Origin of the sequence: Paenibacillus pabuli, from assembly GCF_039831995.1 — a bacterium.
Classification (GTDB): Bacteria; Bacillota; Bacilli; order Paenibacillales; family Paenibacillaceae; genus Paenibacillus; species Paenibacillus pabuli_C.
In genome coordinates this window covers 975,869-997,470 of the sequence record NZ_JBDOIO010000003.1, presented here as the reverse complement: position 1 = coordinate 997,470, position 21,602 = coordinate 975,869, and the positions used below count along the sequence as shown (strand labels likewise).

The 21,602-nt window shown below is 44.0% G+C and carries 17 protein-coding genes and 1 pseudogene; 13 read left to right on the top strand and 5 right to left on the bottom strand.

The features are described 5' to 3' along the window. The first annotated feature begins 51 nt into the window (after positions 1-51). The 4 genes from ABGV42_RS06555 to asnA all read left to right on the top strand — a co-directional run bounded on the left by ABGV42_RS06555 (position 52) and on the right by asnA (position 3,264). Positions 52-879 carry a DMT family transporter gene (locus ABGV42_RS06555; protein WP_347383155.1) on the top strand — a complete coding sequence of 276 codons (828 nt, stop codon included), beginning with the start codon at positions 52-54 and terminating at the stop codon, positions 877-879. A 42-nt stretch (positions 880-921) separates the two neighbouring features. Next, a complete protein-coding gene (gene csaA / locus ABGV42_RS06550) occupies positions 922-1,254 on the top strand; it encodes a chaperone CsaA (protein ID WP_347380938.1) in 333 nt (110 codons plus the stop codon). A 226-nt stretch (positions 1,255-1,480) separates the two neighbouring features. Then, positions 1,481-2,116: a LysE family transporter gene (locus tag ABGV42_RS06545; protein WP_347380937.1), complete on the top strand. Its 636-nt coding sequence runs from the start codon at positions 1,481-1,483 to the stop codon at positions 2,114-2,116. 161 nt (positions 2,117-2,277) lie between these two features. Next, complete coding sequence (gene asnA, locus ABGV42_RS06540; RefSeq protein ID WP_347383154.1) at positions 2,278-3,264, top strand: aspartate--ammonia ligase; 987 nt, start codon at positions 2,278-2,280, stop codon at positions 3,262-3,264. Positions 3,265-3,323: 59 nt separating this feature from the next. Here asnA and ABGV42_RS06535 read toward each other — a convergent pair whose 3' ends face one another. Then, a complete protein-coding gene (locus ABGV42_RS06535; protein ID WP_347380936.1) occupies positions 3,324-4,694 on the bottom strand; it encodes an amino acid permease in 1,371 nt (456 codons plus the stop codon). Positions 4,695-4,956: 262 nt separating this feature from the next. On the opposite strand from ABGV42_RS06535, the gene ABGV42_RS06530 reads away from it, so the two are divergent. From ABGV42_RS06530 to ABGV42_RS06495, 8 genes are all read left to right on the top strand, one after another. After that, positions 4,957-7,218 carry an excinuclease ABC subunit UvrA gene (locus ABGV42_RS06530; RefSeq protein WP_347380935.1) on the top strand — a complete coding sequence of 754 codons (2,262 nt, stop codon included), beginning with the start codon at positions 4,957-4,959 and terminating at the stop codon, positions 7,216-7,218. Between the two features lie 90 nt (positions 7,219-7,308). Next, positions 7,309-7,779: a GNAT family N-acetyltransferase gene (locus tag ABGV42_RS06525; RefSeq protein ID WP_347380934.1), complete on the top strand. Its 471-nt coding sequence runs from the start codon at positions 7,309-7,311 to the stop codon at positions 7,777-7,779. Positions 7,780-8,012: 233 nt separating this feature from the next. Further along, positions 8,013-9,170, top strand: coding sequence for a glycoside hydrolase family 88 protein (locus tag ABGV42_RS06520; RefSeq protein ID WP_347380933.1), 1,158 nt, complete (start codon positions 8,013-8,015; stop codon positions 9,168-9,170). Positions 9,171-9,411: 241 nt separating this feature from the next. Continuing rightward, on the top strand, positions 9,412-11,013 hold the full coding sequence (locus ABGV42_RS06515) for a response regulator (RefSeq protein WP_347380932.1): 1,602 nt from the start codon (positions 9,412-9,414) through the stop codon (positions 11,011-11,013). A 23-nt stretch (positions 11,014-11,036) separates the two neighbouring features. Further along, on the top strand, positions 11,037-12,776 hold the full coding sequence (locus ABGV42_RS06510; protein WP_347380931.1) for a cache domain-containing sensor histidine kinase: 1,740 nt from the start codon (positions 11,037-11,039) through the stop codon (positions 12,774-12,776). A 181-nt stretch (positions 12,777-12,957) separates the two neighbouring features. Further along, the gene (locus ABGV42_RS06505) at positions 12,958-14,274 is read left to right on the top strand and encodes an ABC transporter substrate-binding protein (RefSeq protein WP_347380930.1); all 1,317 of its coding nucleotides are present in this window, start codon (positions 12,958-12,960) and stop codon (positions 14,272-14,274) included. A gap of 94 nt (positions 14,275-14,368) precedes the next feature. After that, entirely contained in the window at positions 14,369-15,271 is a 903-nt protein-coding gene (locus tag ABGV42_RS06500) for a carbohydrate ABC transporter permease (RefSeq protein WP_347383153.1), read from the top strand. Between the two features lie 217 nt (positions 15,272-15,488). Beyond that, positions 15,489-16,109 (top strand): carbohydrate ABC transporter permease, encoded by a 621-nt coding sequence (locus tag ABGV42_RS06495; protein WP_347380929.1) that lies wholly within the window; start codon positions 15,489-15,491, stop codon positions 16,107-16,109. 249 nt (positions 16,110-16,358) lie between these two features. Here the strand turns inward: ABGV42_RS06495 and ABGV42_RS06490 are convergent, their stop codons facing one another. The 3 genes and pseudogenes from ABGV42_RS06490 to ABGV42_RS06480 all read right to left on the bottom strand — a co-directional run bounded on the left by ABGV42_RS06490 (position 16,359) and on the right by ABGV42_RS06480 (position 19,352). Next, the gene (locus ABGV42_RS06490) at positions 16,359-17,639 is read right to left on the bottom strand and encodes a glycoside hydrolase family 27 protein (RefSeq protein ID WP_347380928.1); all 1,281 of its coding nucleotides are present in this window, start codon (positions 17,637-17,639) and stop codon (positions 16,359-16,361) included. Between the two features lie 108 nt (positions 17,640-17,747). Beyond that, the gene (locus tag ABGV42_RS06485) at positions 17,748-18,629 is read right to left on the bottom strand and encodes an AraC family transcriptional regulator (protein ID WP_347380927.1); all 882 of its coding nucleotides are present in this window, start codon (positions 18,627-18,629) and stop codon (positions 17,748-17,750) included. Positions 18,630-18,734: 105 nt separating this feature from the next. After that, positions 18,735-19,352 (bottom strand): annotated as a pseudogene (locus ABGV42_RS06480) (YczE/YyaS/YitT family protein). A gap of 168 nt (positions 19,353-19,520) precedes the next feature. Between ABGV42_RS06480 and ABGV42_RS06475 the strand changes: the two are divergent. After that, positions 19,521-20,039, top strand: coding sequence for a GNAT family N-acetyltransferase (locus ABGV42_RS06475; protein ID WP_347380926.1), 519 nt, complete (start codon positions 19,521-19,523; stop codon positions 20,037-20,039). 137 nt (positions 20,040-20,176) lie between these two features. On the opposite strand, the gene ABGV42_RS06470 is transcribed toward ABGV42_RS06475, so the two are convergent. Then, complete coding sequence (locus ABGV42_RS06470) at positions 20,177-21,508, bottom strand: APC family permease (RefSeq protein WP_347380925.1); 1,332 nt, start codon at positions 21,506-21,508, stop codon at positions 20,177-20,179. Positions 21,509-21,602 lie beyond the last annotated feature (94 nt).

The window sequence follows — 21,602 nt, the reverse complement described above, 5'->3', positions numbered from 1 at the left end:
CCATATGTATTGCTTTTGATCAGCATCCTGTCTGTTTCGATCTCGTCTATTATGATCAAATCCTCAGATACGGCTACTGCTGTGGCAGGAATGTACAGATTGTACATCTCCGTAATCATTTTGCTTCCTTTTGTATCCTGGAAAACCCTCCAAATCTCTGGGATAACCAGAAAAGAATGGTTTACCGTCCTACTTGCAGGACTATTTCTTGGATTACACTTTTTATTTTGGATGGAATCCTTGGTCCACACTTCGGTGGCGAGTTCCATGGTCATCTTGTCATTGCAGCCTTTATTCGTAATGATAGGCTCTTATTTTATGTTCAGAGAGCGAAACAGCTTGTTAACTATTTCTTGTTTAATTACTGCCCTCATAGGTTCAATTATTATTGCTTGGGGGGACCTCGGGATTTCGCGAGAGGCGATCTTAGGAGACGGGCTATCCTTATTGGGAACGATTTTGGTTTCTGCTTATATGCTTGCAGGGCAAAAGGTAAGCCGGAAAATAAACTCCAATTTCTACAGCATCCTTGTTTTTTTTCTGGGCGGGACCGTGATGCTGGTTTATTGTTTGTTCGATCATATCCCTTTGGTGGGTTACCGTTCTTCGGATTGGACCTATTTCTTTTTGCTTGCCATCATCCCAACCATTTTTGGTCAAAATATTTTTAATCTGTTGTTAAAAACGATCGGAGCCACGACGGTTTCGGTAGGGATTATTGGAGAGCCTGTTCTGGCAATTATTCTTGCCTATCTGTTTTTGGGAGAAACGATTTCCGCATTTCAATTAGCAGGTGGATTGATCACATTACTAGGCATGGGCATGTACTTTTGGATCCGTTCCTCAAGTCACATCGTAGTTAAACAAGAATGGATTTAGTGTATTATATTGGAATAAAACAAAAATGAGGAGATTTTACACATGGCAACGATTGATGATTTTATGAAGCTGGATATCCGTATTGGAACGATTATTCACGCTGAGTTTTTTACAGAAGCTAAAGTGCCTGCGATCAAGCTTGAGATTGATTTTGGAGAAGAGATTGGCTATAAAAAATCGAGCGCACAAATTACGAAAAGATATGAAACGGAAGTGCTCATAGGGAAACAAGTTATTGCTGTTGTTAATTTCCCTCCGCGCCGGATAGCCGGATTCAAGTCGGAGGTATTGGTTCTAGGAGGTGTACCCGAAAAAGGGGATGTCGTGTTGTTAAAACCGGATACTGAATTACCACCAGGAACACCTATAGCGTAAAAGATACTCGGGATAGCGATCGAAGTAAAAATCGTACGATGTAGAAGCAACAAATAACGACGTAAAATATAGAGGCTATTTCAAGGCAGTCCATCTGTCTGTGAAATAGTCTTTTTATTTTTCATAGATAAAAGTGATATAAACGGTTGTTATACTGTCATGTTAAGCGTGATTTGATCATAAGATGGGGAAATAAACTGGACAAGCGAGTAGGAGTGAGGAAGTCTTGAGTGTTCAACTTCTGATCAGTTATATTTTCCTTGGTTTGACGCTTGCTGCTCCCATTGGGCCAGTGAATTCAGCCCGATTGGACAAAGGCATCAAAAATGGTTTTTGGCATGCCTGGATGGTCGGAGCAGGTTCCATGATCGCCGATGCCGCCTTTATGCTGTTGATTTATATGGGTTTGGTTCAATTTCTCAATATCCCCTGGGTACAAATTCTCCTCTGGCTCGTTGGCGGGTTCACACTAACCTATACTGGCATCGAGAGTATTCTGCAAATGAACAAACTGAAGCTACATTCAGCCAAAAATCGTAAGGATTCCCTCTTTCACTGCTTCATGCTGGGATTTTTGATGTCCATTACCAGCCCGATGTCCATCATTTTCTGGTTAGGGATTTATGGATCCATTCTGGCCAAAACGGCAGTATCATTTGGGACAAGTCATCTGTTGATTTACAGCAGCATGATCTTCATTGGATTGACGCTCTGGGATTTGCTTGTGGCGGGGTTAACTACAGGAATGCGGCGTTATCTCAATCAAAGAAGCCTCTCCATCATATCCGTTGTATCCGGTTTGTCTCTGGTTGGGTTCGGCGTTTATTTTGCGCTTCAAGGGCTGCGTGCATTGTTCTCGTAGAGGATGGGCGTACACCCAAATGCTTCAATTCTGGAGTGGGACAACGCGACACCGCCATGATAGGCACATAGACTGCTCTCATCAGTTATGCAGAAAACTGCATGATAATCAAACTGAAGGGACGATGTACTTTCATGCTGCGAACGATAGTTGTACCGAACATGTACAAACCGATGCTGAACCTAAGGGAAACTGCCGAGGCCATACATTTTTCAAAAAAGAAGTTTCAGGAACGATTGGAGCAGCATTTAAATCTCATACAGGTACCCTCACCTGTTCTTTTGCAAGAAGGTACAGGAATTAACGATAATCTGAACGGGGTAGAGCGTATCGTTACTTTCGATGCATCGGATATGGAAGAAGGACAGATTGAAGTTGTTCAATCCCTTGCGAAGTGGAAACGGATGGCTCTGAAAACATATAGCTTTCAGGTGGGTGAAGGATTATACACCAATATGAATGCCATTAGACGGGATGAGTGGATGGATAACCTCCATTCCATCTATGTGGATCAATGGGACTGGGAGAAGGTCATTGCTGAAGATCAACGCAACCTAGAGACCCTGAAGGAAGAAGTAAGCAAGATCTATCGTTCAATTCAAGCAACAGAGCAAGAACTCTATACTCAATACTCATGCCTGGAGCCCATTCTGCCCGATCAGATTTTCTTCATTACAACACAGGAGCTGGAGAACCGATATCCGGATCTTACCCCAAAAGAGCGGGAAAATGAGATTACACGTCAATACGGTGCTGTTTTTATCATGCAGATAGGTGGGCTGCTGAATTCAGGCATTGTGCATGACGGTCGTTCACCGGATTATGATGATTGGACGTTAAACGGAGATATTTTATTATGGTTTCCGGTGCTGGAGCAGGCTCTGGAAGTCTCATCCATGGGAATACGTGTGGATGCCGCTGCACTTGAAAAGCAATTGAACTTGAGTCAAGCGAACGAACGGGCCGCTCTTGATTTTCATCAATCTGTCTTGAATGGAGAACTTCCTTTCACGATTGGAGGCGGGATTGGTCAATCCAGACTGTGTATGTTTTTGCTGCGAAAAGCACATGTTGGAGAAGTGCAGGCGTCGGTGTGGAATGACAGAACGTGGCGGGAATGCGAAGAGGGAAATATTCCTCTTTTATAGATCGTATGAAGCGTTTGAAACAGAAAAAGGATATCCTTCGCGGGATATCCTTTTTTTTGCTATGTCGAGACCTTGTGTTTTTTCCACCATCTTGTCATGATCCAGGTGACCAGAGCAATAACAAAAATCATGAACAGACTTACAAAAAAGCCCACTCGGATGTCCGGTTTCATTAGCGTCCCGCTAACAGCGCCTAATAACAGAATCAATCCGGATATGCCAAGTATCATATCTCGAGTTCGGATTCGAAGTATTTTGAACGCCGCAATAATGATAAAGGACCAATTATACATCTGTAAAATCCCTGCTGCAGTAGTGATGTACTCATATATCTTTCCTGGAAGCAGGAGGGCTGTCACAATGGAGGCGCACAGTCCAACCGCAGCAAGCGCAAGGGAAGGTAGAGGAAGTTGTTTAAACTTCAGCTTCGCCTTAAATAACTTAGGCGCGTCTCCATCCTTGGACATGGTCACCAACAGGTTAACGACAGCAAACAAGGAAGCACTCATAGCTGAAAAACCGGCCAAGATGATGGCCCCATTGAATACATGGGGAAAGAATTCTAAATGATACGACGATAGAGCCGTGACAAATGGGCTTTCCTTTTCATTCATCTTGGTATAGTGCACCATGAATACAGCCAAGCCGATCGATAACATGTAAAGAATTGAAAGGCCGGTTAGCATGACCTTCCCAGCTTTGGGTGCATCCTTTTTATCCTGTAACTGAATGGACATGAGACCTATGGTCTCTACACCACCATATGCGTAAAACGCATAGAGAAGAGATGACCAGAAGGCAGGGAATTTTCCGGGAAACAGTTCAGCAGCTGAACTTGGCATGCCAGGCCGTCCACTGCTTCCTCCATGAATCCAGCCAAAGAGTGCGGCTGCGGCCAGCAGAATAAACATGACTATGGCTGCCGTTTTGACCACGGCGAGGACATTCTCAATTTTGTCAAACCACTGTGTCCCGAGTAAGACGACGAAAATGGACAGTACGGCGTAACCGGCCGCGAATATCCAGAGCGGAACATTTGGAAACCAAAATCGGGAGAGAATGGACAAGGCCGTTAACTGGCTTCCCATAATTAAAATTTTGGTGCTCCAATAATTCCAGCCGCAACCAAAGCGGGCCCAACGCCCAAAGGCTTTACCGGCATAATAGCAGAACGAACCTTCCTGAGGATCTGCAGTCGTCATTTTAGCCAGAAAATGAAACACAATATAGGTACCCAGCGCTGCGATCAAAAAGGATAGTACCATTGAGGGTCCGGTCTGTTTGATACCTATTCCCGAACCCAGAAAATATCCGGTACCAATCGTGCAGCCAATGCCGAGCAGGGATAGCTGCCACCATTTCAACTTTCCGTTCTCCTTGCCTTCCGATGATGAGGAGGCATCTTGTGCTGTACAGCTTAAATCCGTCAATGTAGGTACACCTCTCCTTCTCAGATAAGGTGAACCAATTGAGGATAAAGTATGCCTCTTCTTGTCACTTACGCTTTTTTCGGAAAAAGAATGAAGGTCCGTTGACATGGCTTTAAATGGTGCCTTACAATCTAAACGTCATTGGATGGTGTCTACTACCAAAACCGCCTAAATCAAATGGGGTCATCAAAACCAATAATTACTTACAAAGTCCAAGCCATGGCTGTATCTTAATCATGAATAAATCGGAGGGTTCTTACGCATGAGTGAATCTAATCAGGAGTACATTGTACTCACTGGTGCAAGGGAGAACAACCTCAAGAACGTATCCTTGCGCATCCCGAAGCGTAAAATTACGATCTTCACCGGAGTATCCGGATCTGGCAAATCATCGATTGTCTTCGATACCATTGCCGCAGAATCCACACGATTGTTGAATGAAAACTTCAGTATGTTCGTGCGTACGTTTTTGCCTCGTGTACCGCAGCCGGATACCGATGCCATCGAAAATCTGAGTATGGCGGTGATTGTGGACCAGAAGCGGCTCGGCGGTGGATCTCACTCTACAATGGGTACGATCACCGATATTTCACCCATTCTTCGCCTTCTATTCTCTCGCGTTGGTCAGCCTTACGTCGGGCCAGTCAATATGTTCTCGTTTAATGACCCACAAGGCATGTGTCCCGAGTGTAACGGAATCGGACGAAGGCTTGGCGTGAATATGAGCAAGGCTGTGGATATGGATAAATCTCTAAACGAAGGTGCTCTCATGCTCCCGGACTATGCCGTGGACGGCTGGGATTGGAACATGGTGCTGCAATCAGGGGACTTTGATCCCGACAAGAAGTTAAGCGAATACTCCGAAGCGGAATTAAATCTGCTTTTGTATGGTAAGGCAAGAAAAGTAAAGATGGACTTCGCTGGTAAAGCAACGAATATTACAGTAGAAGGAGTTATAGAGAAATTCACCAATAAGTACATCAAGCAGGATGTGAAGACAAAATCGGAACGCACGCAAAAAGCGGTGATGCCGTTTATCTCAGAAGGTCCTTGCTCCAGCTGTAACGGTGCACGACTTAGTCAGGCAGCGCTCAGTTGCAGAATTAATGGACTGAATATTGCAGAGATGTCTGCCATGGAAGTGGGCCAGCTTATTCGCATCATTCAGGAACTGGATAATGCAGCTGCAGCCCCGGTCATTAAGTCCTTATCAGTACGGCTGCAGCATCTGGTGGATATTGGACTGGACTACCTGACATTGGATCGTGAGACAGATACGTTATCCGGCGGAGAGTCGCAGCGCGTCAAAATGGTAAAGCACCTAAGCGGCAGCCTTGTAGATGTCACTTATATCTTTGATGAGCCTAGTGTTGGCTTGCATCCTCGTGATGTACACCGATTAAATGAATTGCTTCAAAAGCTGCGTGACAAGGGTAACACCGTCATTGTTGTTGAGCACGATCCGGATGTCATCAAGGTTGCAGACCATATCGTGGATGTCGGACCTCACGCGGGTAACCGCGGCGGTACCATTGTATATGAAGGTAATTTTGTTGGACTGCTGGAATCAAATACACTGACTGGCACCCACATGAAACGGCCTCTGCAATTGAAACAAGACTGTAGGCAGCCATCTGGCAAATTGTCTGTTCAGGATGCAACCTTGCATAACTTGCAGAATGTGAGTGTAGACATTCCGACCGGAGTGCTTACGGTGATTACTGGTGTTGCCGGATCGGGGAAAAGTACGCTAATTAACGAAGTATTTCTCAGCCAGCATGCAGATGCAATCGTCATCGACCAATCTGCAGTGGGTGTATCAACACGTTCGAATCCGGCCACGTACACGGGCATTATGGATGACGTGCGCAAAGCCTTTGCCAAGGAAAATAAGGTGAATCAAGGCTTGTTCAGTTTTAATTCCAAGGGAGCGTGTGATAACTGTCAAGGACTTGGTGTCTTATATACAGACCTATCCTTTTTGGACAGCGTGAAACTTCCATGTGACGTATGCGAAGGCAGGAGGTTCAAAGAAGAGGTGTTAGCGTACAAGCTTGGCGGTAAATCTATTGCTGAAGTGCTGGAGATGACCGTTGAACAAGCGCTCGAGTTTTTTCAATTAAAAGAAGTGGTACGCAAGCTTCAGGCGATGAGCGATGTCGGACTAAACTATATTACACTTGGTCAGCCGCTGAGCACACTCTCCGGCGGGGAATGCCAAAGAATCAAACTCGCAAGTGAACTGCACAAAAAAGGCAGTATCTATGTAATGGACGAGCCAACGACGGGTCTTCATATGTCGGATATCGGCCATCTCCTGGAGATCATGAACCGTCTCGTGGATGCAGGCAACACGGTCATTGTTATCGAGCATAATCTTGATGTGATCAGTCAGGCGGATTGGATTATCGATATGGGACCGGATGGAGGCAGCAAGGGTGGACAAGTTGTATTTGAAGGTATTCCATCACAGATCATCCATGCAGAACAGTCGATTACGGGAAAATACTTGGAAATGAATTGAATGAATATTTGACGTCCGGCACATGATTCAGAATGCCTGTTGACTACTTGCTTGGATGGAAAAGGAACATATTTACGGAGGTTTACGTTGATGTTGATCAGAGAGATAGAAGAAAGAGATAATCAACAGGTGGAAAATCTGATCAGAACGTGTTTGATCGAATTTGGAGCAAACAAGCCAGGAACAGCTTGGACGGATCCGCACTTGGGAGATTTCTATAATCTGTACAAGAATGAGGGGTCAAAATATTGGGTGGTAGAGCAAGATTCAATGGTCGTAGCGGGCTGCGGTATTGGACCGATCGAAGGTTTTCCACGGATATGTGAGTTGCAAAAAATGTATGCTTTCAAAGAAACCAGAGGTACAGGTATTTCAAGCGAATTATTGCACGTTGTCCTGAATTATGCGAAAAATCATTACGAACAATGTTACCTTGAAACCCTGAGCAATATGATTGCAGCCAACAAGTTCTATGCCAAGAACGGTTTTATTGCATTAGACAAGCCTTTAAATGGAACAGAACATTATGCATGTGATACCTGGTATATAAAAACGTTATGAATGATTGATTTTTCAAGGGATTCTCAAGTAACCGATAGACCCATCAAAATAGGGTTTATCGGTTTTTTTATTCTGAGATACGGTTTTGTGCTGCCATCACATTGTCTTAAATTTATAGCATATCAAGCTTAAAAAAGTGCATACAGACATTTCAAGACGAGTGGTATTCTAAATTCGATATGCATACCAGATAGATAATGACAAAATCCTATAGAAGAAAGAAGGACTGATGCATGCTTACATTAGACGACAAAACGGTATGGGTAAATTACGTTGTAGACAAAATTACAGCAAAAATGGATTGGGTCAGTGAGAAATCCAAAAACAAAATCCCGTATACGACCATTGATGGCGAACATGATGACAGGTCGGTCCATAACCCAACCCATTCAATAGACGACGGAATATGCTGGTGGACGAATGGATTCTGGGGAGGTATGATGTGGCAGTTGTATAACGCGACCGGAGATACAAAATACAAACAAATCGCTGAGATCTCTGAAGTGAAATTGGATTCCTGCTTCCAGCAGTTCGATGGGCTGCACCATGATGTAGGATTTATGTGGCTGCCGACTAGTGTCGCCAACTATAAACTTACCCGGAATCCGGATTCCCGCAATCGAGCTCTTCATGCGGCCAATCTACTTGCTGGCCGGTACAATCCAGCGGGCGAATTCATCCGCGCCTGGAATGATATTGAGGGTGAAGATACAAGGGGATGGGCGATCATTGACTGTATGCTTAACATTCCACTCTTATACTGGGCATCCAAGGAAACAGGTGATCCGCGTTTTCAGCATATAGCGAGGAAACATGCCGATACCACCATGAAGACCTTTGTAAGACCAGACGGTTCGGTTAACCATATCGTTGAATTTGATCCAACGGTGGGCGGGGTCATCGACACCTATGGAGGACAAGGATACAAGGAAGGTTCTTCTTGGACACGGGGACAAAGCTGGGCAATATACGGCTTTATGATGAGCTATAACTGGACGCATAAGGAGGAGTATCTGGATACGGCTAAACGAGTAGCCCACTATTTTATCGCGTGCATTCCTGAACACGGAATCATTCCCATTGATTTTAGACAACCTGTAGAACCTGCTTTGGAGGATTCAACAGCAGCTGCTATTGCTGCCTGTGGCTTGATTGAGATCGCCAAAATTGTCGAAACTCACGAGAAAGGCCTATACTTGGACGCAGCGATAAAGCTCCTTCAAGTGCTAGATCAATCACGGACAGATTGGACTTCCAGCTGCGATTGTATTCTCCAAAACGGCTCAGCAGCTTATCACGCCAAAAGCCACCATCAATCTATCATTTATGGCGATTATTTTTTTATTGAAGCGATATTCAAACTAAAAGGCACGGATTTATATATATGGTAGAAACTTGACTATAACGTTAAACCTGTATACAACAACCCACGACCGTGGGTTGTTTCGTGTTATTGGAACACAATGAAGAGCAACGAATGATAACGTGCTATTATGCAATAAGAGGATATATCCTTCTTCGTGCTTGTGATAATTTCTGGTCTAGATACGAAGCTTATGTTGGAACCATTTGCTCTTTATGAAGATTCGGATGGTTCATTTATTTTCACCAAAGGTTAAGGAAGGTGCTTCTATGGAATACATAAAATTATTACTTGCAGATGACGAACCCATCATATTACGCGGGCTAAAAAAACTGATATCCTGGGAACCTCTTGGAATCAGGATTGTGGCTGAGGCTAATGATGGGACCGAACTTCGAGATCTGATAAGCAGACATGAACCTCAACTCATTATTAGCGATATCAGTATGCCAGGCGGAAGTGGTATAGATGTGATTACGGAATTGAACGAACAGGGATACAGCGGAAAGGTTATATTTATTAGTGCTTTTCAAGAGTTTGGATATGCTCGTCAAGCGATCCAGTTAGGAGCACTGGATTATCTGGTAAAGCCAATAAATAAAGTTCAATTGGAAAGGGTTGTTGGAAAAGCAGTTTCCATGATCCGAGAAACAACGGACAGTGAACGAAACAAAAAGATGTTGAATTACTATGAGGAAAAAAATCGGACCCATACCATTGAGCAGCTTCTTGACGGATTACTGGACGGTGATAAGAATACCATGGCTGACCTGACACAATTGGGTGTCATTGCAATTAGTCGATATATTACGGTTTGTGTATTGGAAATGGATGACCATGCTCATGCCTCCCGGTGGGAAGAGCGTGAACGTAATTTGGTGAACTTTGCAGTGTCCAACATTATTCGAGAGACAATGGATCAGGAGCCGAATAAGGGAAAGGGTTTGCTGGTTCAAAAATCAGGATTGTTCACCATTCTGATTCAGCATGAGGAGAAGGACTATCCGCTTCAATTGGCACAAGACCTTCGTCATAAGATTCAGCAATATTTGAAGCTAAGTGTATCGTGCGGAGTTGGTCCGAGCTTGCCAGGCATGGAGAAAGCAGAAGAAACATACCGCGATGCATTGAAAGCGCTTAACAATACATTTTTTATTGGAACTAATCAAGTCATTCGGTTTGGGGAAGCCATCACGGAAAACCATAGAGAATACAGATCCATAACCGAGCTTCAATCACATGTATTAAAAGCATTAACTGGCATGGAAAAAGAAAAAATCGAGCCGCTGATTAAGGAGCTCCTTGAACAAATCAGGATGCAAACAGGGAACAACAAAAAACTCGCCCTTACAGGGGTATATAATGCAGTCATGTCGTTGAGTCAGGAATTGGAAAAGTTCGACGTAGAGTTAGAGGAACACCAACGTGGGTTTTTCGAGAAACTGACTGAATGTTCTTCTTACGCAGATGTTGCTCATGAAGTCGAAGCGGTTATAACCGAAATGCAGCAGCGAGCTGCAAGTAAGGTGTCAGGGAAAGAACGCGCGCTGCTTACGAAAGTCAAATCGTATATTGAAGAAAACTATCACAGTAACATCACACTGGAATCCATGGCTGCCCTGGTCTATATGAACTCCTATTATTTCAGCAGTTTCTTCAAAAAGCACACAGGCCAAAATTTTAAAAACTATGTCACAGAAGTGCGTATGAGCCAAGCGCTAAAGCTGCTTATGGAGACGGAACTCTTGATTTATGAGATTGCTGATCGTGTAGGCTACAACAACGTAAGGCACTTTAGTGATATGTTCAAAAAAAAGTATGGGAAGGTGCCGCAAGACTATCGGCAGACCTTCCGTAGGCACGACCCATAACGAATAAAGAAGGTGTTCCCTTCATGCGCTTCTTGACCAAAAGCATATTTGCCAAATTCTCAGTTTCCTTTATTTTAGTGGGGCTAATCCCGCTCTTTGCACTCAGCTATTTCTCTGTACAAATATTCTCGAATTATGTGGAACGGTACACGACGAGTAATCAACAGCAAATGATCATGTATATGAGTTATAATCTGAATTCGGCATTCCAGCAATACAATGACATTTCCAAGCTCATGTATAACGTACGTTACGAGGGCTTGGCCGAAAATATAAACCAGAATCAGACGTTCAATGTCAATGAGCTGGAACAAATCAATTCAATTCCCATCGACTCGTTTCTAAAAACATTAGTGTTTAGTGACAATTATATAACAGGTGCTTATTTTGTGAGGTCGTCAGACAGAAAAATCTACTCCCAAGAAAGAGAGAATAGAGCCCTTACAGAGGATGCACTTCCGGTCCGTGAATGGAAAGAGAAGTTGAGAAGCCAGCCTTCAAAGGCCGCGCTTTTCCCGACTCATGATGATGATTACTTTATTGGTTCCAAGCGTGAAGTATTTACACTTGCACGCAATTTGATCGATACCTCGGGACGGCTTACACGAGAACCTAAAGTGGTTGGTACACTGTTCCTGGATGTGGATACCTCCATGTTCCAGCAATTTCTAAACGAGCTTTCACTTGGTGCTCAGGATGAGTTGGTTCTGCTCAATGATCGGAATGAGATCTATTTCAGCAACCACAGGGACAGGACCCTGGATGAATTCATATTGAAAAGTAAAGATACCGAAATGCTGGTGCTTCGGGAAGACATTCCTTTCATTGACGGTCAATTGGTCGCCATGATTCATCGAGCGGGCTTGTTCGAGCAACTTTTCTCCGCCAGGGCTACCGTATATATGGCAATCCTCATATGTTCCATTGTATTAATTGTTATGGGGGCTTGGTTTTCACGCCGACTTGCTGCACCGATTCGCAAACTGATCCAGCAAATGGCCATCGTGGAGTCCGGTAAACTGGATACCAGACTTCCCGTTACCAGCAATGATGAAATAGGCAGACTGACTCATGGATTTAATCGAATGGTTGAGCGGTTGCAAGAACACATTGATGAAGCCTATGTCGCTCAGATCAAACAAAAGCAAACTGAACTAAACGCGCTGAAAAGTCAAATAAGACCGCACTATCTGTACAATACGCTTGAAGTTATTCGCATGAATGCAGTGGACAAAGATGCAGAAGAAGTCGCTGATATGATTCATTCCTTGTCTAATCAACTGAAATATGTCATCGATTACGGCGAAGATCGGACAAGTCTATCGAGAGAGCTTGAACATCTGCATGATTATTTCTATATCATTTCCATTCGTTATGAAAACAGATATGTACTCCAATGTGACATTGCTCCTGATGTGCAAATGGAATGGAAAATCTTGAAATTGTGTTTGCAGCCTATCGTCGAAAATGCCATTCAGCATGGACTTCGTCAAAAGAAAAAGGGGACCGTTAGGGTAACGATAGAGAAGAGAGAGCAAAATCTGGTGATTGTTATTTATGATAATGGTATAGGCATAAGCGAAGAGAAGCTGACAAGCATTAATGAAAGTTTGCATATGCCAACTCCTTATAGCAGATCCGTTGGGTTGAAAAATGTGCATGAAAGAATCCGATCAATGTATGGTGAAAAGTATGGTCTCTCTGTGAGTAGTCAGGAACATATCGGGACGTCTGTACTGCTCAGCTTTCCTGTTCCTGAATAGAGTCTCCTTAAGAGCGGATGAACCTGTCTGCTCTTTATTTATTCTTAAATTTCCTGCACATGAGGCTTAAAAAAGTTCATACAAGCAACAACCAGGCAATGCTATTCTAAACTTAGAAAACGCTTACCTGAAAGGGGAAGCTGATTTCAACTTTGTTGATAAGGAAGGGAGTTTATAAGATATGCTGAGTAAATCAAAATTCAAGTTAACGGCTGCATTGCTTGCAGTGACTCTGACATTAGGTGCTTGCAGCACAAGCAGCAGTACGAATTCCGATGGAAACGGGTCAACGAGCAGCAGTGAGAAAGTCAGTTTCACCATTGGTTATGCTTCAGGAGATCCTGCTGCCAAAAAGGCAATTGCCGATTCCATCAAAAGGTTCACGGATGCCAATCCGAGCATTGAAATTAAGGATATGAGCGAGAACACAAGCAATTCCTATCTGGACTGGTTGAAAACAAAGGATGCAGTTGGCGAATTTCCTGATCTTGTTGAAATGAGGGATACGGAGGTTTTTGCGGATGCAGGCAAAATCGTTGAACTTCCTTCAGATCTGATTGAGCTGTTTGATTCACCGCCTGAAGTTGACGGGAAAATCTGGAATGCCCCTATTGCCAATAATGTGCCTCAAGGTATGATATACAGCAAAAAAGCCTACGCCGATGCGGGGATCACTGATCTTCCCAAAACATATGACGAATTCATTTCCATTCAGGAAAAATTAAAATCCTCCGGTATAACTCCGATAGTCGTTGGTGGCAAAGATATCTTTCATATGGGGTTCTGGGTGAACAAGTTTCTCATTGATGAGGTATATGCGGAAGATCCTGATTGGAATTCCAAAAAAACAGAGCAGGCCGTCAGTTTCGCAGATGATAACGTCGTGCAGGCGATGAAGGACTACAAAGAGTTGTTCCAAAATTATGTAGACAAAGGTTGGCTAAGTACACCGGATAACCAAACAGCTTCTTTTCTTATCACAGGAAAGGCGGCCCAACTCTACTCAGGTACTTGGATGTTCTCACAGATCGAAGAAGCCGATCCAAGTTTTGAATACGGTTTCTATGCGATTCCTGACCGAGAGGGTCACGTGAATGTGATCGGGCTTCCATCGCCTGCCGGATGGACACTTTCTGCCGAAGCAGCTAAGGATCCGGAGAAGACGGAAGCAATCAAGAAGTTTATTCGTTTCTTCTTCGAGCCAGAGCAGTACTCTCAATATCTTGCAAGTGTGAACGGAATTCCTTCCACCAAAGCAGAAGTGACATATGAGACTGGAGAAGCGATGCAAACGGCGCTTGATCTGATGTCAGATCCGAACGTAACCAAGTCCTTGGCGATTAACAATTGGTGGGGAGAGAACTTAATACCGCCACAATTCCGAAACTGGTTTTATAAAAAACTGCAGGAAATGGTCCTGAATGATGCTGATGTGAAAACGTATATGGAACAGGTTGATGCGGAATACGATAACCAGATCAAGGCAAATTCGATGTAAATATAATTCTTGGGGAACCGTTCTAGGTGGTTCCTTCTTGGATAAGGAAGGAGTGTTTGAATTGGGAATACCTGCGTCAACGGAAAAAGGAACATTGGCGACTGCATCTGCTCGAAAACGGAAGAAAAAGCATCATCCTTTTGCCGTTGTTTTTATACTTCCATCGTTAATTCTATACACGCTATTTGTTATTGTGCCTACTCTTGGGAGTGCTTATCTAAGCTTTACCTCCTGGGATGGCATAAGTGAAGATATCCGCTACATCGGTTTTGCTAATTTTATTGAGATATGGAGCAGCCCGCGGGTTCATAATGCCCTCAAAAATACGCTCATTATGACGGTGAGTCTGGTTGTTCTGGAAAACATCGCTGCGATTGCCATGGCCCTAATGGTGGATAAAGTCCGTTGGTTTAAAAATTTGTTTCGGAGCCTATTTTACTTTCCTACCTTACTAAGTGGAATCGTAATGGGCTTTGTGTGGGCTATGATCCTGAATTACAACTTTGGTGTGGTTAATCAAATACTGAACAATATGGGTCTCGGAAGCTGGACAGTGGATTGGTTGGGAGATCCCAAATACGCTATGCTGTCCGTGATCCTGTCTACGGTTTGGAAAGGTGCGGGTTACTATATGATCATTTATTTGGCTGGGCTTCAGAGCATTCCCGCTGAACTGTCCGAAGCGGCCAATATTGACGGTGCAAATGGCTGGCAGCAATTTCGATTCATTACCTTCCCGCTGCTTGCGGGGTCCGTTACCGTATGTATGGTTCTCTCGATGATTAGTGCGCTGAAAATATTCGATCAAATTGCGGTAATGACTGACGGAGGACCTGGTTTTGCAACAGAAACACTGACTTATATCATATATAAGGTTGGTTTCGGGGAGTTAAGGCAGGGATTCGGGACAGCTCTTGCCATGGTACTGTTTGTGATTATTCTCATTATCACCGTGATTCAAGTGAAAATCCTCCGGAAGCGGGAGGTGCAATATTAAGATGAGTATGCAGAGACACCAAAAAACAAAGGATATCATTCTCTTCGTCACTATTCTGATATTCGCTATCCTTTTCTTTTTTCCAATTTTCTTCAACTTAATGTCTGCCTTCAAAAGAAACGGTGAAATCATGCGAAATGCTCTATCGTTACCAACGTCATTGTATCTTGAGAATTTCAAGTATCTGTTGACCGAAACAGAGTTCCCGAGGGCAATTTTGAATAGTCTGATCCTGACCGTGGTCTCCATTGTGATGCAGATATTGATCATACCTATGGCAGGTTATGCCATTGAAAGGAGAAATGCCAAATGGACGAATTTTGTATTCCTCTACTTCCTGGCAGGAATGATGATTCCATTTCAGGCTTACATGATTCCGTTATTTAAAGAATTGAAAATGCTTGGCCTTTATGGCAGTCTCGCTGGTCCAATATTGGTTTATATCGCAGGTGCTATTGGATTTGGTTGCCTGTTGTATACCAGCTTTGTTAAAGGGATTCCCAAAGAAATCGAAGAAGCAGCGGAGATTGACGGCTGCAGTCGTTACAGCATTTTCTGGAGAATTGTATTCCCGCTGCTCGGACCGGTTACAGCCAGTATGATTATATTAAACGGCCTGGGCATCTGGAACGATTTTCTCATGCCAATGCTCGTTCTTCCTTCCGGTGAGCCCAAAACCATGGTTGTTGAAATTTACCGCTACATCGGTGAGTTCTCGTCCAGATGGGATATGATATTTGCTGGAACAGCCTTGTCGGTTGTACCCCTGCTGATTGTTTTCGTTGCCTTACAAAGATACTTTGTGAAGGGGATCTCTGCCGGAGCGACAAAAGGATAAACTTCTATTAACTTCGTGTAACAGCTTATTAATGTAATGAAATGTGAGTCGCCATCACTTTAGTAATGGCCAAAGACGCCTACCCAATTCGAATCTATAACTGGTAGGCGTCTTTTGTTTATCTTTTGTCTTACAAAAGCATAGGTAGAGGTGATTATGAGACCATTCGATCATAAGGAATTCCAAAGTGAGTTTAGTCGACTGGCCTACATACGAATCGGAGTTGATCTGATCAAGTTGGTGCAGAGATTAATAGAAACGATAGAGTCGTACGCCGTGCGGAGGCACATTTGTCTGCAGTACGCCTCCTGTAAGTTCGGCTGGGGTTTCATTCCACAGCTCGGTGCCGGAGGTGTAGTCCGTGAGACCAATGTGGTCAACAGCCAGACTTAGGGGCAGCTCGGAATCACCTACATTGAATAGTGCAGCGTAACGGGATTGATCAGCGGCTTCAGCTGTCCAGACAATGAGATTACCTTGGCGAAGCGTTTCCTTGGCTCCATGACTATCCTGATTCATGCGCAACACTTCCCGGTTGGTTAACAGGGAAAGAGTCCATTCGTCACAGTCGCGAAGCTCCCCGCCGAAAATGAGCGGAGATCGGAAAATGCTCCAGAGCGACATCATCGTCAGCTGCTCATCACGGGTGAAGCGGGTCCAGCGATCCGCACCGCCCCCGTCAACGGATCGGATTCCGATATGACCGAGTGGGAGCATGTCGCAGTCCGGCCAGCATCCTTCCTGCGGGATACCTTGCCAAGTTCGGCAGCGGTCAAACATATCCAGCAGAAGCGGCCATTGATCCCAGAAGTCATCCGTGACCCGCCACATGTTGGCATGATCAGCGAAGAACGCCGAGTATTCCACAGGAGCGGGACCAGGAGAGAGACTCAGTACCATGGGCCGGCCACAGCACTCAATGGCTTTGGAGATTAGCTCAATCTCAGGCTGATGGGTATCATACAGCCTGGAGGCAGCGATGTCGTCTACCTTGACCAAGTCAACGCCCCACTCGGCGTAGAGTTCAAAAAGAGAATCGTAATAGGCCTGTGCACCTTCCTTCGATGCATCAACGCCATACATATCTGTATTCCATGGACAGATGGAATTGGTATGTGCGATATCTCGTGCTGTTGCGGTTGTATTCAGAATCGGGCTAGCTGCATGCGCAGCCTGTCTTGGAATACCGCGCATGATGTGAATGCCGAATTTTAATCCAAGGCTATGTACATAATCGGCTAATGGCTTGAAGCCTTGACCGCCCTCAGCAGAGGGAAAGCGGTTCTCGGCAGGCATAAGCCGGGAATATTCATCCATCACCAAAGGAACAAAGGGCCGGTATTGAGAGGAGTTTGCATAAGGCTCATACCATTGAATATCGACGGTAATGTAGTTCCAGCCAAATGATTTGAGATGTTCAGCCATGTATTCCGCGTTACCGCGAATTTCTGCTTCCGTTACGGCTGCACCGTAGCAGTCCCAGCTGTTCCATCCAAGCGGTGGTGTAGGTGCTGCAAGCTTATGATTCATTGTAAATCTCCTTTACTAATTAATTATTGCTCTGGTTATGTTCATCTTAATAAAGGAGATTAGCAATATCTATAGTAATCTTGGGAGCTGAATGGTACTATATTGCTCTTAATCAAAGAACAACTTGCGATAAGCGAGGCTCTCGCCTCCGCTGCGGAATTCGCCTGGTGTAAGTCCGGTCATGGTTCGAAAAGCTTTTATAAAATAACTTCCACTGGAATACCCGATTCGCTCGGCAATCGCTTCAATGCTAAGTTCGGTCCCCCGAAGCAGTGCCATGGCCTTCTCAATGCGAATACGAGTTAGATAAGCAACGGGAGTTAATCCCGTGCTGGCCGAGAAACGTCGAATCAGATGATATTTGGACAAAGAGACATGTTCGGCTAACTGATCAATACTAATCATTTGTGAATAATTTTGCTCTATAAATTCAGCTGCACGCTTGACGTTATCTGACCAGGTGTTCCTGTTCTGCAGAGTCGTGATCTGTAATCTGGCCAGCTCGGTCATGAATTGATATACCGAAGAAGAGGCGATCAAGGGATCGGAGATCCGGCCAGCCGCTGCATCGTTCACAATCAATCGTAACAACTTTATAGGTGCACAATCTGCTGGGAGAAATGGGACTTCCCCTGCTTCGCGTAAAAATTTGCGCCAATGAGGCAGAATCAGATTCGGCCGGAAGAGCAAAAATAGAAATTCCCACGGCTCACTGGACTCAGGGTGATAATAATAGCGATGGGGTCCAGGAATTTCCGCGAGAAAAGCTTGTCCCGCAGTGACCCGGTGCCTCTGTGTTTCTGATTCATACCTACCTTCGCCAGAAAGTGTGTACTGAAAAAGAAGGAGCGGCCCGTCATTTCGCACCAACCCGTCCCAATGATAAGAAGGAGTGCTGATGGAATCACAACCTGCCGCAAATAATATGCACAATTGCAGTTCGGGATCATCAGCGAATCGAAAGCCATATGTACCTTTGGGGATGTTCATGAATGTCTCCTTATGATTCTAAGAATAGGATGCGGTTAGCTAGTCGAATAAGTTTGATTATAATAGAAATAGAGGACGATTGTTATGCTTACTGTTTTTGATCATTCATGAGTTCTGTTGACGGGCATGATGGATGAAACGTTCCAAAATCTTCTGGATCATAGGCATGAAGAAATTCAATATCAATCCGCCTAAACAAACGGTTAGAATCGTTCCCATACCGATGGGGCCTTTGAGGATCAATGCTAATCCTAGAAAAATAAGATAAATGAATGTTCTTGCTGCAAAGAGATTGGTTCGGGTAAGTTCCTGTATAATTAATGTCAATCGGTCCAGTGGGATCGGAGCAAAATGGGTCAATAAGTATGTAGCCGTTCCTAGTCCGATAAGGATCAGGCCGATGACCATGTATGCCATCTTACTAAGCCACAGCTCAGGTTTAGCCCAGCTGTGCAGCATAAAAAGCCACATATCGATCCCAATCCCCGTAATAAATGCGGTTAACAATCCTAATACTTCCGGTCTTCGTTTCAGTATGAGTGAATTACAACATAGCAGAAGTAACGCTATGATAATTTCCCAACTTCATACAGAGAGGCCGACCTGAACGGACAAACCCACCAAAAGGGCGTCAAAAGGGGAGGTTCCAAGGTCGGATTGAATCGTGAGTGAAATGCCGAGAGTCAATATTAAAATTCCAATGCAAAAAAATACTACCTTCAATTTGTTCTACCTCTTTTTTGTTTTTTTTGTTGCAAATACAACAATTATAAAGTAGATTGAATATAACCCTTTTTTATTGCATTTGCAACAAAAAAAGAGTGGTTGAGTCGTATGTAGATGAACAACAACACGACAAATGTTTATTTTATAAAGGGGCGAATTCTTAAAATGACAGTAAAAATTACAAAATGCTTCCGTGAAGATTTGCAGAAACTCCAAGAGATCAGTATCGAAACATTTCAAGATACATTTCAAGATCAGAATACACCCGAGAATATGAAGGTATATTTGGAAAAAGCATTTCACTCGGAGCAGCTGGAAAGGGAGTTATCCAATCATGCATCCGAGGTTTATTTCATTTATTTTAACGAAGAACTCGCTGGTTACTTAAAGGTCAATGTAAATGATGCGCAATCCGAGAAAATGGGGGAAGAGTTTCTTGAGATTGAGAGGATTTATATCAAAGGCGAATACCAAAATCATGGGCTTGGTAAGCATCTGCTGAATAAAGCGATGGAAGTAGCGAATGACAAGAACAAAAGCAAAATTTGGCTAGGAGTATGGGAAAAAAACAGGAATGCAATCGCTTTTTATAACAAGATGGGATTTATTCAAACAGGTGCCCACTCCTTTTATATGGGTGATGAAGAGCAAACTGATTTTATTATGAGCAAAACGCTCGCATAACACAGCAAAACTTTATAGTTCTTGTATTGTGAGTTTATAAAAGGGTAAACGAGCAAAAAAGAGCCTGAATACTGCATTCAGGTTCTTTTTTTGCTACGCAGAGAAGGAGAAATCTTCTGATGAAAGATGGATTCCACTCACATGGCCTCTTCAATCTCTGGCAGCACCTTGGATGCTGAAGAAGATCTCATTCGCTGATTCGCGTACAGAAGGAGGCCTAGAGCGATCCAGCCTGTACCAAGAAGCAGAGAGGAGGCTTCAAGCTGAGTGATGAGATACAGAATGAACATAGCTCCCAATAAGGGGAAGAACATTCTCACAATCCAGTCCTGCAGAGTGCGCTTTTTCTCCCGAATGATGTAGTGACAGATAACGGAAAGATTGACGAACAGGAAAGCCGTTAGCGCACCAAAGCTGACAAACATGATGGCTGTCTCCAGACTGATGAATAATGCAGCCAGGGAAATGACGCTGACCAGCACAATGTTGAACACAGGAGTACGGAATTTGGGGTGAATTGAACTGAACTTTCGAGGCAGCAAGGAGGATCTTCCCATGACAAACAGCAGCCTTGAAACGGTTGTCATAGATGACATGCCTTGCGCGAGTACGGAGAAAATGACGACAAACGTAAAGATGGATGCTAGTGTTCCTCCGCCTATGGCCTGCATTAATTCGAATCCTGCAGAGTCCATATGTGTAAACGTGAAGGAAGGATACATCTGTTGAATTAAATATGCTGTTGCGAAGTACATGATACCGGCAACACTAACAATAATCAGAATGGCCCGAGGGATCGTTTTTTCGGGTTTTCGCGTTTCTTCTGCCATCGTTGTGATGGAGTCAAAACCAAGGAACGAGAAACAAACAAGAGAGGCACCAGCTAGTACGGCGGAGAAAGGAACGCCTTCCACGGACTGAAGAGGATTAAATCCGGCAGACACGCCTTGTGTCATCGCTTTGTATACAAGAAACGCACAGAAGCCTGCTATAAATATAATCTGCATCAAAACGAAGATTTTGTTAACGTTTGCTGACGTTTTAATGCCGATCACGTTGATGGTCATCACAATAAGGGTAAGAAGCACAATCCAGACAGGAGAAGGGATGGAGGGAAACTGGGCATGAAGATTAATGCCAAACATGAGTACAGCCACAATGCAGGAAAACAGATAATCAAGCAGAATCACCCAGCCTACCAGAAAACCGATAAACGGATTCATTGCCTGACTTACATAGGTATATGCGGAACCTGACACAGGAAAAGCCTTGGCCATCTGTCCGTAGCTGCCAGCTGTAAATAAAATGGCTACAAAAGCAAGGACGTAGGCAGCCAGCAGCATGCCCTGAGAACCTTCATGCAGAACGCCGAAACTTGTGAAAAAAATCATGGGAGACATCCAGGCCAGCCCCATGGTCACCACATGGCTCAAGGAGAGATTTCTTTTAAGTGTTATATTTTGTGACATTGTAAAACCTCCTTCAGAAATCAAAAATGATACATCGTTTTGCTATGTCATGACACTTCACATTTTTACAGGGGTTTTATTAAAAATCAAGTTA

Bases quoted from the DNA above. Each gene is read 5' to 3' on its own strand.
- asnA (WP_347383154.1), top strand. From the start codon at position 2,278: ATGTACAAACCGATGCTGAACCTAAGGGAAACTGCCGAGGCCATACAT.
- ABGV42_RS06510 (WP_347380931.1), top strand. From the start codon at position 11,037: ATGCGCTTCTTGACCAAAAGCATATTTGCCAAATTCTCAGTTTCCTTT.
- ABGV42_RS06520 (WP_347380933.1), top strand. From the start codon at position 8,013: ATGCTTACATTAGACGACAAAACGGTATGGGTAAATTACGTTGTAGAC.
- ABGV42_RS06530 (WP_347380935.1), top strand. From the start codon at position 4,957: ATGAGTGAATCTAATCAGGAGTACATTGTACTCACTGGTGCAAGGGAG.
- ABGV42_RS06485 (WP_347380927.1), bottom strand. From the start codon at position 18,629: ATGAACATCCCCAAAGGTACATATGGCTTTCGATTCGCTGATGATCCC.
- ABGV42_RS06555 (WP_347383155.1), top strand. From the start codon at position 52: ATGATCAAATCCTCAGATACGGCTACTGCTGTGGCAGGAATGTACAGA.
- ABGV42_RS06475 (WP_347380926.1), top strand. From the start codon at position 19,521: ATGACAGTAAAAATTACAAAATGCTTCCGTGAAGATTTGCAGAAACTC.
- ABGV42_RS06525 (WP_347380934.1), top strand. From the start codon at position 7,309: ATGTTGATCAGAGAGATAGAAGAAAGAGATAATCAACAGGTGGAAAAT.
- ABGV42_RS06490 (WP_347380928.1), bottom strand. From the start codon at position 17,639: ATGAATCATAAGCTTGCAGCACCTACACCACCGCTTGGATGGAACAGC.
- ABGV42_RS06505 (WP_347380930.1), top strand. From the start codon at position 12,958: ATGCTGAGTAAATCAAAATTCAAGTTAACGGCTGCATTGCTTGCAGTG.
- ABGV42_RS06515 (WP_347380932.1), top strand. From the start codon at position 9,412: ATGGAATACATAAAATTATTACTTGCAGATGACGAACCCATCATATTA.
- ABGV42_RS06470 (WP_347380925.1), bottom strand. From the start codon at position 21,508: ATGTCACAAAATATAACACTTAAAAGAAATCTCTCCTTGAGCCATGTG.
- csaA (WP_347380938.1), top strand. From the start codon at position 922: ATGGCAACGATTGATGATTTTATGAAGCTGGATATCCGTATTGGAACG.